The organism is Pseudomonas agarici (genome assembly GCF_900109755.1).
In the GTDB taxonomy this organism is placed as follows: Bacteria; Pseudomonadota; Gammaproteobacteria; order Pseudomonadales; family Pseudomonadaceae; genus Aquipseudomonas; species Aquipseudomonas agarici.
On the sequence record NZ_FOAR01000045.1, the window covers coordinates 1 to 11,345 of the forward strand.

General features: G+C 55.5%; 20 protein-coding genes. 3 read left to right on the forward strand and 17 right to left on the reverse strand.

Translation table 11 applies throughout. The features are described 5' to 3' along the window. The 13 genes from BMX68_RS24325 to BMX68_RS26065 form a co-directional block, all read right to left on the reverse strand. On the reverse strand, positions 1-307 hold a 307-nt coding region (locus BMX68_RS24325), incomplete at its 3' end, for a hypothetical protein (protein ID WP_074862752.1). After that, positions 304-546: a hypothetical protein gene (locus BMX68_RS24330; protein WP_017133308.1), complete on the reverse strand. Its 243-nt coding sequence runs from the start codon at positions 544-546 to the stop codon at positions 304-306. The genes BMX68_RS24330 and BMX68_RS24325, both read right to left, overlap by 4 nt. Then, positions 543-2,201 (reverse strand): YqaJ viral recombinase family protein, encoded by a 1,659-nt coding sequence (locus tag BMX68_RS24335; protein WP_017133307.1) that lies wholly within the window; start codon positions 2,199-2,201, stop codon positions 543-545. Before BMX68_RS24335 ends, BMX68_RS24330 begins: the two co-directional genes overlap by 4 nt. Then, positions 2,198-3,004: a phage recombination protein Bet gene (bet, locus tag BMX68_RS24340; protein ID WP_017133306.1), complete on the reverse strand. Its 807-nt coding sequence runs from the start codon at positions 3,002-3,004 to the stop codon at positions 2,198-2,200. Before bet ends, BMX68_RS24335 begins: the two co-directional genes overlap by 4 nt. A gap of 55 nt (positions 3,005-3,059) precedes the next feature. Then, the gene (locus tag BMX68_RS24345) at positions 3,060-3,569 is read right to left on the reverse strand and encodes a zinc-finger-containing protein (protein WP_017133305.1); all 510 of its coding nucleotides are present in this window, start codon (positions 3,567-3,569) and stop codon (positions 3,060-3,062) included. A gap of 247 nt (positions 3,570-3,816) precedes the next feature. Next, positions 3,817-3,999, reverse strand: coding sequence for a hypothetical protein (locus BMX68_RS24350; protein ID WP_017133304.1), 183 nt, complete (start codon positions 3,997-3,999; stop codon positions 3,817-3,819). Then, entirely contained in the window at positions 3,996-4,187 is a 192-nt protein-coding gene (locus BMX68_RS24355; RefSeq protein ID WP_017133303.1) for a hypothetical protein, read from the reverse strand. The genes BMX68_RS24350 and BMX68_RS24355 overlap by 4 nt, the downstream gene beginning before the upstream one ends. Then, positions 4,184-4,609: a hypothetical protein gene (locus tag BMX68_RS24360; RefSeq protein WP_017133302.1), complete on the reverse strand. Its 426-nt coding sequence runs from the start codon at positions 4,607-4,609 to the stop codon at positions 4,184-4,186. Before BMX68_RS24360 ends, BMX68_RS24355 begins: the two co-directional genes overlap by 4 nt. A gap of 21 nt (positions 4,610-4,630) precedes the next feature. After that, a complete protein-coding gene (locus BMX68_RS26540) occupies positions 4,631-5,308 on the reverse strand; it encodes a hypothetical protein (RefSeq protein ID WP_017133301.1) in 678 nt (225 codons plus the stop codon). Positions 5,309-5,336: 28 nt separating this feature from the next. Continuing rightward, positions 5,337-5,585 carry a hypothetical protein gene (locus BMX68_RS24370; RefSeq protein WP_017133300.1) on the reverse strand — a complete coding sequence of 83 codons (249 nt, stop codon included), beginning with the start codon at positions 5,583-5,585 and terminating at the stop codon, positions 5,337-5,339. A 122-nt stretch (positions 5,586-5,707) separates the two neighbouring features. After that, positions 5,708-5,890: a hypothetical protein gene (locus BMX68_RS24375; protein ID WP_017133299.1), complete on the reverse strand. Its 183-nt coding sequence runs from the start codon at positions 5,888-5,890 to the stop codon at positions 5,708-5,710. Positions 5,891-6,332: 442 nt separating this feature from the next. Next, a complete protein-coding gene (locus BMX68_RS24380; protein WP_017133298.1) occupies positions 6,333-6,959 on the reverse strand; it encodes a hypothetical protein in 627 nt (208 codons plus the stop codon). 72 nt (positions 6,960-7,031) lie between these two features. Then, positions 7,032-7,178 (reverse strand): hypothetical protein, encoded by a 147-nt coding sequence (locus tag BMX68_RS26065; protein ID WP_017133297.1) that lies wholly within the window; start codon positions 7,176-7,178, stop codon positions 7,032-7,034. A gap of 11 nt (positions 7,179-7,189) precedes the next feature. Here BMX68_RS26065 and BMX68_RS24385 point away from each other — a divergent pair, with 11 nt between their 5' ends. Continuing rightward, positions 7,190-7,399, forward strand: a complete 210-nt coding sequence (locus tag BMX68_RS24385; RefSeq protein ID WP_017133296.1) for a hypothetical protein — start codon at positions 7,190-7,192, stop codon at positions 7,397-7,399. 48 nt (positions 7,400-7,447) lie between these two features. Here the strand turns inward: BMX68_RS24385 and BMX68_RS24390 are convergent, their stop codons facing one another. Further along, positions 7,448-7,990 carry a hypothetical protein gene (locus tag BMX68_RS24390; RefSeq protein ID WP_017133295.1) on the reverse strand — a complete coding sequence of 181 codons (543 nt, stop codon included), beginning with the start codon at positions 7,988-7,990 and terminating at the stop codon, positions 7,448-7,450. Positions 7,991-8,199: 209 nt separating this feature from the next. Here BMX68_RS24390 and BMX68_RS24395 point away from each other — a divergent pair, with 209 nt between their 5' ends. Further along, positions 8,200-8,490 (forward strand): hypothetical protein, encoded by a 291-nt coding sequence (locus tag BMX68_RS24395; protein ID WP_017133294.1) that lies wholly within the window; start codon positions 8,200-8,202, stop codon positions 8,488-8,490. On the opposite strand, the gene BMX68_RS25740 is transcribed toward BMX68_RS24395, so the two are convergent. Continuing rightward, positions 8,467-8,646 carry a hypothetical protein gene (locus tag BMX68_RS25740; RefSeq protein ID WP_143063360.1) on the reverse strand — a complete coding sequence of 60 codons (180 nt, stop codon included), beginning with the start codon at positions 8,644-8,646 and terminating at the stop codon, positions 8,467-8,469. The two genes, BMX68_RS24395 and BMX68_RS25740, sit on opposite strands and share 24 nt — an antisense overlap. A 539-nt stretch (positions 8,647-9,185) precedes the next feature. On the opposite strand from BMX68_RS25740, the gene BMX68_RS24405 reads away from it, so the two are divergent. Next, positions 9,186-9,500 (forward strand): DUF1654 domain-containing protein, encoded by a 315-nt coding sequence (locus tag BMX68_RS24405; RefSeq protein ID WP_017133292.1) that lies wholly within the window; start codon positions 9,186-9,188, stop codon positions 9,498-9,500. A gap of 400 nt (positions 9,501-9,900) precedes the next feature. On the opposite strand, the gene BMX68_RS24410 is transcribed toward BMX68_RS24405, so the two are convergent. Together BMX68_RS24410 and BMX68_RS24415 are read right to left on the reverse strand one after the other, a co-directional pair. Next, complete coding sequence (locus BMX68_RS24410; protein ID WP_017133291.1) at positions 9,901-10,842, reverse strand: hypothetical protein; 942 nt, start codon at positions 10,840-10,842, stop codon at positions 9,901-9,903. Positions 10,843-11,105: 263 nt separating this feature from the next. Beyond that, the coding region (locus BMX68_RS24415; protein WP_143063361.1) for a S24 family peptidase at positions 11,106-11,345 on the reverse strand (240 nt) is incomplete at its 5' end.

Here is an 11,345-nt window from a genome sequence, read left to right on the forward strand (position 1 = left end):
CTATGGCATCCGTCAGGCGCTCGACCTTGTAGATGCCCTCGGGCGATATCTCCACCGACTTGATGTACTCGGCGCCGCGCTCGTCTCGGCACATGGCGGCGATGTAGATCGTCCAGTGGTAGGAGAAATCGAAAATGGCATTGGCGACCGCAAGGCTGCGGATCTGCTTGCAGCTCTTCCAGTTCGCCATGATCTGCGTGCCGCTGGGGTCGATGTTCACCACCGCGACGTGGTTGGTGCGCAGCAGCGCCCGGCAACTGCGTTCAGCCCGGACAAAACCGTTGTTGGGTTTGCGTTTCGACTTCATAGCGAGTCCGCCATCTTGCGTAGGGCGCGGCGCTCGGCCAGCGACAGAGGCCTGGGTTTGCGCTTGAGGATCGTTTCAGGGTCTATCCGGGTGGAGCGGGGCGGCGGTATCGGATTGCGCGGCGGGCTTTGCAGCTCGTCGATATGGCCGCCGGCTGCAAGGAACTGGGCGATCTGCTCGGATATGGCGTCCGCCTTTGGCCGATGATGCTCGACCAGGCTGAGGTGGTTGCTGATCATGCTGCCGCCTTTGCCAGTGTCACCCCGGCCATGCTGAAGGTTGATCCTTGTTCCGCGACCATTGCGTCGAGCGCTTCCCAGTTGACCAAAAGGACGGTGATCGGCGCCTGACCATAAGCCACTGCTTTCACCAGAGCCTCGAAGTCCGTCACGCTGGCCTGCAGAGCTACCTGCTCCACCGTGTGGCTCGCCACAGGCTTTGTGGCCTGGCCGACGGGCGCGGCCTTGACCAGAGCGGTGCGGACAGGCTCAGGTGTCGCCACTTTCTCCACGACCGGTTCTGGCTTGATGGCCGCCAGGCGCTCGGCTTCCTGCTCGGCGGCGATTCGCTCCAGTTCCTGCTTGCGGATCAGTTCGCGCTGTGCCTCGGCCCTCACCTCTTCGGCTTTCTGATGCTCGGAAATTCGCGCATTGATCAGCAACACCAGGTCGTCGTTCGCTTTCAGGGCCAACTGCTGCACGTCATTGAACAGAAACATGTAGTCGGCGGCCAACTCGGTGAGGCTGTTGAGATTGACGCGGATGCTGTCGCCGCTTTGGCTGGCAGCGATTTTCGACCGAGCCAGCTCGGAGTTGGCGGCATCGCGCAGGCTGCTGATCGTCTTCTTGCCCTTGATGGCGCCGGCGAAGTCGGCAGGAATTGCCTGGATGCGCGCGTTGCCGCCCAGCGACGCGTTGATTTGGTCAACGTGCGCTTGAAGCGACTTTTTTGCATCCATCACGATGTCGTCGCGGATGCTGATTTTGCGTGCCTTCACTAACTTGTCGAGCATCAGGCGTTTTTTCCGCAACTCTTCCTGGATTGTATCCAGCGTCCTGAACAGTTCGTCGATACTCGCTGTCTGGGCCAGCGCATTCACCTTAACGACGTCGATGTTCTTTTCGGCCTTGTCGCAGAACTTGACCATTTCCTCCGCATCAGCAAAGTGCTGGTCAGTCTGCAGGTCGGTGTTAATGGCCTGGATGCGAGCCATCACAGTGGCTTTAAATGCTGGAAGGTTGGACGATTTCACCGCACCTTCGAGCTGAACGGACAGCGTTGGCAAGGTTTCGATTGTGGCCGCTACAACTTCGATCACGGTGGCCTGCGGCTCGAATACCTCAAGGTCTGCGTCGAACTGTTTCCAGCCCTCGATCAACTGGGCCGCGCGCCCGGCGACAGGCCGGTACTCCATGTGCACGAAGTTCTCCGGCGTGCCGTCCGAGCAAACAAAGATGACCCGCTCAGCGCCGCTCACCAGCAGTTGCTGCTCAAGCTGCCAGTAGTAGTGCGGAGCCAGGTCACCAGCCTTCACCTGGGCAACGACCGACTCATTCCACAGTTTGTGCTCGAACAGGGTCTCGCCGAGCATCGTGGCGCCGTCCATGGAAGCCAGCAGGTTGCCCTCGGTCGCTACGATCGGATACAGCTCTTCGCCGATCAACGCCTCAGTCAGTGGGCGGGCTAGCGCTTCAGTGGCGTGGCCTTTGTCGAAGATGAACTGCTGAGACGGCGTGACATCGGGCGTGATGCCGGTTTTTTTGGCTGCGAGCAGATCGGTGCGGGTCTGGTACTTCGATGCGCCCATCATTGCCGGGGCTTCGGAGGCGGTGCGGAACTTGGCGCGAAGGGCAAGCCACTCGGCGGAGCCTTGAGCTACGTTGTGAATTTTCATGCTGCGTCTCCATCGAGGGCCTTGAGGTTGGTGATTTTTTCAATCTGCGCCGGGCTCAGCGTGTACTTGCTGCTGATGGTCGCAATGAGGTGTTCAGGGCTGGTGCGGTTCGAGTCGATTAGTGGCTGCCACTTCACGATGTTCTCGGTCAGCAAATCGTCGGAGTAGGCGGGCAACGCTTCCGGTTCAGGCTGGGCTTTCTGTCGTGGGCTGACATCGCGCGCCGGCTCCTCGAATGCTTTGCCTTCCATCTCGTCGGCGGTGGGGGCCGAACCGACTTCAGGAAAAGCTTTTCGCAGGGCCTGGGCCTCCGCGCACTTGGCAAGCTGGGCAAATGCTCGGCGCTTCCACATGGCGTTGGGCGCCGCAGTGTCCTTGCTCGACGTCGCGTAGTTTTCGAGCCAGCGCTCATTGGCCGTGTATTCGGCAACCAGGCCGTTGCTCATCTGCCGCTTGACCGTGACGCGGCACCATTCGGGATACGTGACTTCGACGCCGCTCAACTTGGCCGTTACTGGAGGGCCATATTCAGGTTCGCTGATTCCAGCGTACTGGCCGGTGCGCGCTGCCTGGATGCGGTACAGGCCGATGCCAGGCATCACAGTGTCCTGCATCTTTTTCGTCTTCGAGTTCCAGATCGGAACGATGTGCACCGGCTTCAACATTGGGTCCAGGTGCGCCGCCTGACAGTAAGCCAACACCATCACGACTGAGTTCTTTTCGGCGCCGGGATAGAGGCTGCTGCTCAGCACTTCAACGAGCGCGACCTCCGACATCGCAGGCGTGTTGTCGTCCTGCTTCATTACTGCGGACACGGTGACTCCCTGCCGCGACACGCGCAGCGTTGAAAGTTGTGGGTTATTGAGCCTTGGCGAATGCCTTGGCCATGGCGGTCGGCGTAGCGGCCTTCCTGACAATCACCTCCGCTTGCGCGCAGGCCTCGGCTTCGAACCAGCCGAAATGGCAGACGCCCACATCGATGCCCATCTGGCTGGCGAGCCACTTGTAAGCGGCAGACCTGCCCAGAGCGGATACCTTGATGTGATCGTGGAATACTGATTTGCTGCGATTGCGCACTGCTCGAAGCTTGTCGTCGGCCAGGGTGCCCAGCGGCACGTCCGTGTCCGGATGCAGGCCTACATATGCCCGGCAGCCTTGGCATAGGTACGCAAACGGCCAGTCTCCATAGCTGCGCCCGTTGTAGATTTCAGAATTACGCACCAGATTCACGTCGTCACCGCAGTACCGGCATTCGGTCGGCGCCGGAAGTGGGTTTTTCACGCGCTTGAGTGCGCGGCGGCTGATGTGAGGCAGCGGTGCGGGCGCAGCAATACGCTCAGGGGCGTTTGCCCGAGGATCGATTTGCATGATTGATTCCTACGAAGTAATTCGATCAGCGAGAGCGCTGAGCAACATCAAGAGAGTGAAGAATGCGATAGATGTGAATGAGCCGCGCAAAATCAAAAGTCGGCGAGTGCGCTGATGCGAGGTCATGGGCCAACCCTTGCATCATGCTCAGACGAAATAATCTGTCTCGGCTCACCGTTTTCTTTGAAAAGACTGTATTGCAGAAGAAGAACTAGAGCGGCGGCGGCTAGAAGCCAGAATAAAACCCTCATGGCGCCACCTGCTTTCGAGCCCTTACGGCAATCCGCCCACCCTTAATTGCTTCAGCAAGATTTGGCGGCAGTGCCGAAACGGGTAGATCACGCGGCAAGCCAGCCCCAAGGACTATAAGCGCTCGCTCAATCTCTTCAATCTGTTCGTCGATCAGTGATTTAACTGGTGATGTGCTCATAACAACTCCTTGCGCTTCTCAACAATCTTGTTGAGTCGGCAGCAGTAGTGATTGAATTCTTCGACGCTGAGGCGTCCGTCCAGCATCATTTCTGAAAGCGTTTTTTGAATCATTACTGACCAACTGATCAGCGTTTCCGGGCTCTCAAGCGCTTCAAGCTCTTGTCCGATTAAGACGTGGGGGCTCATAACGAGTCATCCTCGGCCTGGGCGGCAAGTGCGTCATCGAAAAGGGGTCGGAGTAAGCTCTCGGCGATTTCGCCAAGCTTTCCGAAATGATTGTCGCTTGGGCCGAGCAGTTCGGAGATCGCGCTCTTGTCGGGCTTGTCGCCAGCGGTTAACAGCAGCCAGCCAAGCGCCGAGGAGCTGACTTTGCAGTCCTCAAGACGACTATTCACATGCTCATCTACCGCCAGAGCCAGTTGAGCAACGGTCACGCCTTGCGACTTTCTCATCCAGCGCTGAAACTTCACATCAGTGCGGAAGCGGACAAGCTGCTCTGTTGCGTTGTACAGCCACTCGGCGCGTGCAATCTCTACGGCCGACTCGCTCACTGGGGGCGGCAACTGCGCGTCGTAACGGCCTTGGCATATCTTCAATGCTGCGTTCATGGTCGCCTCCAGAGTGCCGGATCAGTCGGTGTAAGCGATGTACTTGAAGTGGCCGGTGTCTTCGTTGAAGCGTTCGAATCTGCCGCCGAAGGTGCCGCGCACCACCCTCTCCACATCCGAGACAAGCGTTCCGATTGGGAAGACGCCCTCCTTGATCATGGAGCTGCTGCTGTGGAGCTTTGCCACCCAGTCGATTTTTGTGGGATCAAGGACGCGAGGCCTTGTTTCTATGCGGGGAAGATCGCCCATGCTGATGGTTGCGATTTCGCGAACGCACAAAGGATCATCAGCAGCCCGCCATCCGCATTTCGTGCAGCACATATCGGCTTCCTGATGACGCCAGCATGGCGCGTTCAAATGGCAGCTACAGTCCTTTACCTGCTCCAGCTCGATGACGCCTGCGCAGCCATCACGGGCGCACGCGTCGCCCTCGCAATATCCGAAATCGCTCATGGCGACCTCCAGTGTTTGGGGTTGGGCGGAACGGGCGGCGAGCATTGCGTCGGCAACTGCGTACGCAGACTCGGCGGCGTACTGCACGTCGCGGGTACTCATGCCGGGAAATGCTGGAGCAAGCGCCTTGGCTGCGAAGTAATCGCGCAGGGTCATGCCGAGGAATGCATCGGCATTGGCATCGCCAAATCGTGCAACAGCGGCTTCGGGCGCGGGAAAGGCCGGCCCGCCATCATCTTTGCTCATGACTCTCTCCATTCGTTGGTTCGCCCGGTTAAAAGGGGGAATCTTCTGGCGCAACGAGGAAATAATTGCAGGCATATTCCTCGCCGATCAGCTCAAGGAATGCGTCACGGTCGTGCACCTGCAAAATCTCTTCAGGTGTGAACTCAGCAAGGATTTCACTCTCTTCAATACTTGCCAGCGTGGCGGAAACCTTTGTCATGTAGTGGCGCTGTCGGTCTTGGAAATAACCGGCTTCCGAAGAAACCTGTTGTGCGAGAAAGCTGATTTCTTTACTCATGATTTGCTCCGCTTATTTGGTTCACCTGTATTCGTTCAACACTCATGCCTCCCGCTGGTTGCCGATGGGCGCGGAGGGGAGTGCATGCGGGTGGTGTCGGGAGGAGGGTGCAGCCGGCCCGATCAGGCCAGCCGGAATTTCCGTTCAGGGAATTCCTTTTCGAATTCCTCAAGAATTCTGCCCGCAAGTTCGGGGCATTTGCGCGGAAGGGCATGGTCGCGGTTGTCAGTCGTTTTCAACGTCTTCCCGATGAAGCAAAAGACGAAGGTCCAGCCGTTGTCCGTTTGGACTTGAAGCTTTTCCATGTGGCGGCTCCGATTGAGAGATAGGCCCCAGGCCCGCTACTGGCGACGGCCTGGGTTTGCAGCGTCAAGTTGTCCTGGTGCGCTGGGGTGGCCTACCGGAATTCCGGCCGATGCGCGGTGACATCGACGACCTACTGTCCGCTGCCTGTATGAGTATTGGGCGCAGCCTTCAGGCTTGCTGCGCCACGCAGGTGAATCGTTCGGCTACTTCATGTCGGTAGCTCCTATTGCTCGCTCACTGGGCAGGCAGTGGCCACCTATTGATTGTGCAGATGGCAGGCTAGGCGAACCGTTCCTGCTCCCGGCGTTATCACCTCGTCGCGCTTTCAGCTCTAGCCGCGATCAGGTATCCGGGGACGGATGGGCAATTCCCGCGCTCGGCGGTTCATCTGCAATGCAGGTGGGCGGTTATAGGCCGCAGTTTCGTCCGCATCTATGGCCGCTATTGGAAGCCGACCAATTCATTGGCAAGCAACTCTCTTGCGCGATCACTCAAGGCGGTGAGAACCCGAGGATCCTGAGAGTCGCAAGCCTTGTACTGCTCAATCCGCTTTAGAAGCTCGCGGTGCTTGGCTTCCCGGTAGGCCTGATTCGCCTCTTCCGGGGTGTGGAACCTGCCAAGTGTCACGCGCAGGCCATCGACATTCAGGGATGCGGCGAACTTCCTGTCGCACTTACAATTGACCCAGGCAACGCCTATCGGCCACTCGCCCCGTGTCGCCTGATTGGTGCCGAAGAAGAGGTTCAACCACTGTGGTATGAACGCACATGTATCCGGTCCGTAGACCCGATTGCCGGGAACCAGAAAATCTTTGTCGAGATGTATTCCCTCCCAGCGCTGAGTGACCATCCAGCCTTTGAAAGCGGAGAACCTCTTCCACTCTTCCACGACCGTGCAGCCGCGATAGGTTGGGTACTTGGCCTGGTATCGCTCCGAGTAGCACCTCATGAGCATGTCAGACCATCTTGCATAGATCGGGTCGTGCTTGAATCTGTTGCTTTCCGCCCGGCCTGCCGACATCGGGACATCGTTCAGGCCAACGCCATAAACAAGACGCTGCTTTTTCATGTACCCTCCAGACTGTGCGCTCTCATAGAGAGGATCGGGCAGTTAACGACAGGCTGTCGTGGCGCTGGTTGGTCAGGACTTCACCAGCTCGTAGCCGGCGGCGCCGTAAGCTTTTGTTAGCCGCTTGTTGATTTGCTCGAGGGAGTAAGCAATTCCGCCGTGACCACTCGGACCCTTGTAGATGTACATTCCACCCTTCACTTCGTAGGTAAATCGCATAGGTGCACTCCATGGTTGGAAAAATTGAGCCGCGATACGGGGCAGAGGTGTACATCTCTGACGCCGGGAACATCTGCATCAAACAGGATCAGGGGGGCCGTGAAGAGCACGTGCTGATTTTTGCTGACGAAGAGGTCGACGACCTGATTGCTCTGTTGAAGGATGCAAAATCGGAGCTGGCCGAAGAGCGACGAGTGGCCGAAGAAAACGAGAACAACTGAGGCCTGTCACATCCATCTGCCCACCCAGTGAATGGGCAGAAGTGATGCTCAGTACGGCTTCTCGACCTTGCCCTGGTCTTGCAGGCTTTTGATGTGGAACAGGTTGTTCAACATCATGTCCATCTGGCCGGCCAACTGGTTACGCAGGCCGTCCTTAAGTGCGCCAGTCACAGCGTTGACGCTGGTCTGCATTTGCTTGGTGAAGTCCTCGGCGCAGATCTTGGTCATGAGCCATTCGGCGCGCGTCACAGTGTTGTACGAGCTGGATGCTGGCTTGCCATCGCCAGGGTTCACCTTGCAGTTCCAGTAAGCAGTGACGGTTGTTTCCAGCTCCTTGCGGAGCGTGGTGGACGGCCCTTCCTGATCACCCCACTGATTCACCCGGCGATATTCACGCTCGAACGAACCGTTGATGGTTTCGTCGATCGCCTTCTGAATCTGCGAGGTCACGCGCTCGTCGAAGATTTTGTCGATGCGTTTCTTCACTTCTTTCGCGACCATCTCGGAGAGGTCTTCGTCCTCTCGCAGCAACTGGTCGGCGACATTTGCCACGATGGATTTTTTCAGTTCGGCTTCGTTGATATTGAGCATGGTCATTGCCTCGGTTGTTTTCCCAATGCACCCGTCACCAGGCGCATCAGTGAAACTTTCCGCCGTGGCCCGCTACTGGCGTCGGTCACCGGCTTGAATCGAATGTGGTCGCCTGTTTTTACAGGGGCAGGCTCCCTGTTTCCTCGCTTTCCACAGTCGAGGGAAACCCATATGCTTCGACCTCCACAGTCGAAACAAGGAATGCAGTTATGGCGGAATACATGGCTCGAGTTGAGCTGTTCAGGGCCGATGGCGAGGACTACGCCGATCTTCACGAAAAAATGGCTGCTTTAGGCCTGAAGCGGACGGTTAAGTTTGATGACGGAAAAACTTATGACATGCCGATAGGCACGTACTTTGGAGCAAGCGCCCTAAGCACCTCTGTATTGAGAGACAGAGTCAAATCTATTTCTGATCCGCTTACTTCGCGAGGCGCTGCTTCAATTTTTCTATGCCGTGTTGAAGGGAGTGAGTGGTCAGCATTCCTTTACGAGGCCTGACCCGCCGGCGGCTGACTTGCCCCAGGGCACAACATCAATCGCGTGATACCTCATTACGCCAATAGCTGACTCAAAGGCGGTATCAAAACTGGTGCCGCTTTTTTCAGACAGCTCAAGAACAATCTGTCGAACTCGCTCAATCTGTTCTTCGTTCATTTCCTTACCCCGGTTTGACTTCCCTGATACCCCTCGTAAGAAGGGCATCGAGGAAATCTGTCTCGCTACGCATATCTGGGTCATTCGCCAGTTCGGTATCCCTCGTCTGCCGCAGGTTCTCCCTGCGTTTCCTCCCAGCGCCAAAGTCACTCCCGTGGCGGTAGGTCAGATCAGATCGCCGGTCTCCAGTAGAGGCGTAGCGGCCAATCGTTAGTTTTTGACAGAGCCTTTGCATCGGCCCTCCCTGTCCTTGCCGGACAGGCGGCCCCGCTGTTATTTCCGCAGCAGGATCGTGTTCTGAATTTTTAAAGAGCGACTCCGAATCGGAGCGGACCCTTTCGAGGCCCTTCGCAGTGGCTGTGTCGCTGCGATGGGTGAACGATAAGCCAATGCCTAATTTCTGTAAATAGGTAATGCCTAATTATTTTCAAATTTCTTCTCCGGCGAAAGTCAGCGGCTGAGGGGGTTGCATTTCCAGATCGAGACGTTAAGCTTTGCCTATCCTGTATTTATATACAGTATTTGTTAAGGAGATGTTTATGGCAGTCCACGGAAATGTAAAACCACCACAAGCCAGCGGTATGACCGGGATAGAGCGGCTCAGCCTGCGAGTTTCATCGATGATCAATCATCCGATCGCGCAGGAGCGGCGTGAGGTAACTGTTCATCGCCTGGACACGGACGGTGATCGGGAATGGGAAGAAGTGCTTAGCGTGATCGCTGAAACTGACGAACTCGAACTGACGCTCAATGACGACGGCAGCGTGACGGTGAGATGGGAGCAACAGGAGTTGGATACGGCGGGAAAAGGAGAGGCTGAGTTTGAGCCTGAAGAGGAGTTGGCCCCGTTCTGACGGGCACTAAAAAGCCCGCTCAGTGGCGGGCTACAGGTTATGGCGGGGAAGTCATATGTAAGAGACCCTGCTCCGGAGCCATTTTGGTATATTCTACTAAGGAATGCATTTTTAAGAATAGATTCCTAAAGGTGATAGATGAAATCCACCCCAGCGGTTCAGAGCCTAAACCTTACCTCGTTATGCAAGCCAAGAGATTATCAGGAGTGCCTAATCTACAGCCCATGCGAAGGATTTATGGTTGCGACATGGAAAAACCTAGGTGATGAGCCAGGGTTCTATTTATTCGCTACTTACGAACCACTACATCATGAGCAGGCCCTGCTCTGGGTTGGACTTCCATCGCCGGAGCTTATGAGCAATCTTTGCCAAAAGCTATCTAATGCCAAAATAGAAAGCGCTACAATCTCCGTCCAGAAAGAGACATGACCCTTCGTATCTCACTTATGGCTGGAGATAGGCTGTCTTTTGAAATCCCTATTAGCAAAAGATCTTCAAGATTCTTGGATGTGAAAAAATCATTGCCGCTAGAAATAAGGCTTTCAATACGAGCGACGCCTTTTGGGATTAAACTAATCCATGCGTGAGTTTTGCTAATTTCCCCTGCGCGCCATTGATGTATTTCAACTTCGCTTGCGGCTATAACGTTTTTTAATGGATTAATAAAGTTAAATATCTCTTCGTCCTTGTAAGAAGCGCCTAAAAAGCTGAATCCCGCTATTTCGCCAATCTTTATCTGTTTTGGTGGCACAGCACCCGACTTCTTCGCCGCAGGGTTGGTCTCAAGATAAGCTTCTCTCTCGGCTAGGGATCTAGCTTCATACCTATAGAGCCCTGGATCTCGGGTTTTTAGTTTATGATCAAGCCGGCTGCTGTCAGCCGCAGAAAATGCCCCTCGAAGCTTGAAGCGAAGCGATTTAAGAAATAAATATTGTTGTTGTAGGCTGGATATTGTCGCGAGCATTGATGGAGCAACTGCCTTAAGCTCAAGTATCCTATTTACTTTGAGTCTTCTGCTATATAGCTCATCATGCCTTTTCATTTCTGACGAGAAGTCTGCTTTGAAATGCTTTGTACCGCAGTCTTTGCCTATGTTTGTTTCTTGTTCGTCACTAGTAGTAATAAGGTAGCCGTGTAAGTGCGGCTTTCCGCAGTCCGATATTCCACACTTAATCGTTTTTCCATTTAGATGGTAAGGGGCGACGATGCTTCCAAAGTTCCTGTCCTTGTGTGTGGGTACAAAATAAAGAGAGGATTGATATTTTGGGCGGCAGACAATCGACTCAATGTCAGCTAGCACCGGAACATCTTCAAAAGAAACGTTAGAGTCTTCGCCGCTCATTTCACATCCTTGAATTGTATATTCACTTATTCCGATTGGTTACTGCGTTCTCGAAATGCTTCCCTCTTCACCTCATCTGCATATCCCTCGACAGCCAGGTAACTCGCCGCGATCTCCAGCAACTCCCTAACCTCATCTTACTGGCCATCCTCAGACAGTCGCACGGCGCCCTTCATCAGATCGACTCCCGACTACTTGAGAATGCCGCAGCCTCTTTCAGGTCGCGGCGCAGCGGTTGGTAGCGTTTAGTGAGGGTCATAGCGTCACACCGGCTGCCCGTTCCACACGTAAAGCACGCGAGCTAGGATGTGGGTGTCATCCACTCGTATGTCCTCGGGGTCGTGGTGCTTGTTGTCCGAGATCATCTTGAAGCGATCCTTGCCTTTCTTTTGCAGGCGTTTCACGTACAGCATTTCGTCGTGGGAGAAGAGGTAGATGCCATCACCCGTGAACTCCCGGATCGTGATGTCGACCAGTAGCGGGTCGCGATCCTTGATGGTTGG

Bases quoted from the DNA above. Each gene is read 5' to 3' on its own strand.
- BMX68_RS24375 (WP_017133299.1), bottom strand. From the start codon at position 5,890: ATGGAAAAGCTTCAAGTCCAAACGGACAACGGCTGGACCTTCGTCTTT.
- BMX68_RS24360 (WP_017133302.1), bottom strand. From the start codon at position 4,609: ATGAACGCAGCATTGAAGATATGCCAAGGCCGTTACGACGCGCAGTTG.
- BMX68_RS24405 (WP_017133292.1), top strand. From the start codon at position 9,186: ATGGCAGTCCACGGAAATGTAAAACCACCACAAGCCAGCGGTATGACC.
- bet (WP_017133306.1), bottom strand. From the start codon at position 3,004: ATGAAGCAGGACGACAACACGCCTGCGATGTCGGAGGTCGCGCTCGTT.
- BMX68_RS24410 (WP_017133291.1), bottom strand. From the start codon at position 10,842: ATGAGCGGCGAAGACTCTAACGTTTCTTTTGAAGATGTTCCGGTGCTA.
- BMX68_RS24335 (WP_017133307.1), bottom strand. From the start codon at position 2,201: ATGAAAATTCACAACGTAGCTCAAGGCTCCGCCGAGTGGCTTGCCCTT.
- BMX68_RS24355 (WP_017133303.1), bottom strand. From the start codon at position 4,187: ATGAGCCCCCACGTCTTAATCGGACAAGAGCTTGAAGCGCTTGAGAGC.
- BMX68_RS24385 (WP_017133296.1), top strand. From the start codon at position 7,190: ATGGTTGGAAAAATTGAGCCGCGATACGGGGCAGAGGTGTACATCTCT.
- BMX68_RS25740 (WP_143063360.1), bottom strand. From the start codon at position 8,646: ATGAACGAAGAACAGATTGAGCGAGTTCGACAGATTGTTCTTGAGCTG.
- BMX68_RS24345 (WP_017133305.1), bottom strand. From the start codon at position 3,569: ATGCAAATCGATCCTCGGGCAAACGCCCCTGAGCGTATTGCTGCGCCC.
- BMX68_RS26065 (WP_017133297.1), bottom strand. From the start codon at position 7,178: ATGCGATTTACCTACGAAGTGAAGGGTGGAATGTACATCTACAAGGGT.
- BMX68_RS24350 (WP_017133304.1), bottom strand. From the start codon at position 3,999: ATGAGCACATCACCAGTTAAATCACTGATCGACGAACAGATTGAAGAG.
- BMX68_RS24370 (WP_017133300.1), bottom strand. From the start codon at position 5,585: ATGAGTAAAGAAATCAGCTTTCTCGCACAACAGGTTTCTTCGGAAGCC.
- BMX68_RS24390 (WP_017133295.1), bottom strand. From the start codon at position 7,990: ATGCTCAATATCAACGAAGCCGAACTGAAAAAATCCATCGTGGCAAAT.
- BMX68_RS24330 (WP_017133308.1), bottom strand. From the start codon at position 546: ATGATCAGCAACCACCTCAGCCTGGTCGAGCATCATCGGCCAAAGGCG.
- BMX68_RS24395 (WP_017133294.1), top strand. From the start codon at position 8,200: ATGGCGGAATACATGGCTCGAGTTGAGCTGTTCAGGGCCGATGGCGAG.
- BMX68_RS24380 (WP_017133298.1), bottom strand. From the start codon at position 6,959: ATGAAAAAGCAGCGTCTTGTTTATGGCGTTGGCCTGAACGATGTCCCG.
- BMX68_RS26540 (WP_017133301.1), bottom strand. From the start codon at position 5,308: ATGAGCAAAGATGATGGCGGGCCGGCCTTTCCCGCGCCCGAAGCCGCT.